3 protein-coding genes are annotated in these 1655 nt (G+C 66.6%); all 3 read left to right on the top strand.

The genetic code is table 11. From position 1 onward, the window contains the following. Positions 1 to 220: 220 nt before the first annotated feature. The 3 genes from BKY27_RS19545 to BKY27_RS19535 all read left to right on the top strand — a co-directional run bounded on the left by BKY27_RS19545 (position 221) and on the right by BKY27_RS19535 (position 1618). Positions 221 to 658, top strand: a complete 438-nt coding sequence (locus tag BKY27_RS19545; RefSeq protein WP_071676126.1) for a hypothetical protein — start codon at positions 221 to 223, stop codon at positions 656 to 658. 96 nt (positions 659 to 754) lie between these two features. Beyond that, on the top strand, positions 755 to 1147 hold the full coding sequence (csgH, locus tag BKY27_RS19540; protein ID WP_071676125.1) for a curli-like amyloid fiber formation chaperone CsgH: 393 nt from the start codon (positions 755 to 757) through the stop codon (positions 1145 to 1147). A 75-nt stretch (positions 1148 to 1222) separates the two neighbouring features. Beyond that, positions 1223 to 1618, top strand: a complete 396-nt coding sequence (locus BKY27_RS19535; protein ID WP_071676124.1) for a hypothetical protein — start codon at positions 1223 to 1225, stop codon at positions 1616 to 1618. The last annotated feature ends 37 nt before the right edge of the window (positions 1619 to 1655 follow it).

Here is a 1655-nt window from a genome sequence, read left to right as displayed (position 1 = left end):
GATAACACGGCATCGCACCTTCGTTTGTTTCTCACACGAAGTCGATGTTATCGCCTTTCCGCCCGCCGATATTGCCTGACAGCGGCAAGGGGCGCCAAGTGGGCTCATCGGCTGACGCCCCACGGGGCAGACGCCAGACCCGACCACCAACCCGCCACCCTCGCAAGCATCACATATCCCCCTCGTCCCAAGCGACACCAACCCAAAAAGGACTTTTCCAATGACCTTCAAATCTGCTCTCAAGACCGCCGCTCTCGCCCTCGCCATCGCGCTGCCCGCCGCGGGCGCTTTCGCCGGTGGCTCTTATGTCAACGTCGAACAGTACGGCTACGGCAACGCCGCCGGTGGCGCCCAGTCCGGCTGGGGCAATGACATGACCCTGTACCAGAACGGTGGCTGGAACACCGCCATCGCCACCCAGGACGGCTACTGGAACCGCACCGTCGTCGGCCAGTCGGGCTACGGCAACTCGGCCTCGTCCTCGACCTACGGCTCGGGCAACGTGACCGGCGTCGCCCAGATGGGCAACGGCAACAGCGCCGACACCACCCAGTGGGGCAACGGCAACGCCGTCGGCGTGATCCAGGTCGGCAACGGCAACTCCGCCTCCTCGACCCAGGTCGGCTCCGGCAACGTCGCCGTGATCGTCCAGAACTGATCCCGGCCCCGGCGCGGAGGGCCCCGTCCCTCCTCCCTCCTGTCCCGCTCTCCGCGCCGCCCTCTTTCCCCCCTGCCTTCCAAAAGGACCGATCCCATGACCCTTCCCCTCAAGACACGCCGGTTTCTGCCCGCGGCCCTGATCCTAGCCGGGGCGGGGATTGCCGCCGCCTGCACCTCCTCGATTGCCGAAGAGACGGCGTCGACCGCCCCCTTCGCCTGCGAGATCGCCGTCGATGAAAGCGGCGCCAGCACCCAGTTCCAGGGCCGCTTGCAGGCCAACAGCGCCGTCACCGGCCGCTATGACCTGAGCCTCGCGGGCCGTGGCACCAATATCCGCCAGGCCGGTGCCTTCACCGCCCGCGCCGACGAGACCGTGACCCTTGGCCAGGCGATGCTCTCGGGCCCCGCCAGCCGCTACGACGCCGATCTTTCGATCACCGTGAACGGCGTGACCTACCGCTGCCAGACCATGGCCACCGATCTTTGAACCGCCCCATTAGAGTAACCGACACACTTACATAGATATCGGCCCCCAAGCCCTTAGCCCCAAAGGAATAGACCCATGCTCCGCAAGACCCTGACCGCCGCCACCCTCGCCCTCGCCACCCTGGCCGCCCCCGTGGCCATGGCCGGAGGCTCCGTCTCCTTCGAGATCAACCCCGCCAATGCCGACGAAGCCAATGCCATCCGCCTCGGCCTCGCCCTCTACGGCATCGCCCAGGCCGCCAATGGCAGCGCCCATGTCAGCCAGCACGGCACCGGCAACGGCGCGGCGATCGGGCAGTCGGGCGGGGGGAATTACGGCGTCGTGCACCAGGAAGGCAATGGCCATACCGGCACGCTGGCGCAGAACGGCTGTGACAGCTACGGCATCTTCCAGTTCGGCCAGAACACCAACGCCAATGTCGGCCAAGGCAATGGCTGCCAGACGGGTATGCTGATCCAATACGGCTGGTAAGCGCCAACCCCCTGGTCCCACTCGGCTTTCTCGCGCC

Source organism: Nioella nitratireducens (assembly GCF_001879715.1).
GTDB classification, from domain to species: domain Bacteria; phylum Pseudomonadota; class Alphaproteobacteria; order Rhodobacterales; family Rhodobacteraceae; genus Nioella; species Nioella nitratireducens.
The sequence above is the reverse complement of the archived record's forward strand: the minus strand, read 5'-3'. Positions and strand labels throughout refer to the sequence as shown.

Coding starts and splice junctions, on each gene's coding strand:
- BKY27_RS19545 (WP_071676126.1), top strand. CDS start 221: ATGACCTTCAAATCTGCTCTCAAGACCGCCGCTCTCGCCCTCGCCATC.
- csgH (WP_071676125.1), top strand. CDS start 755: ATGACCCTTCCCCTCAAGACACGCCGGTTTCTGCCCGCGGCCCTGATC.
- BKY27_RS19535 (WP_071676124.1), top strand. CDS start 1,223: ATGCTCCGCAAGACCCTGACCGCCGCCACCCTCGCCCTCGCCACCCTG.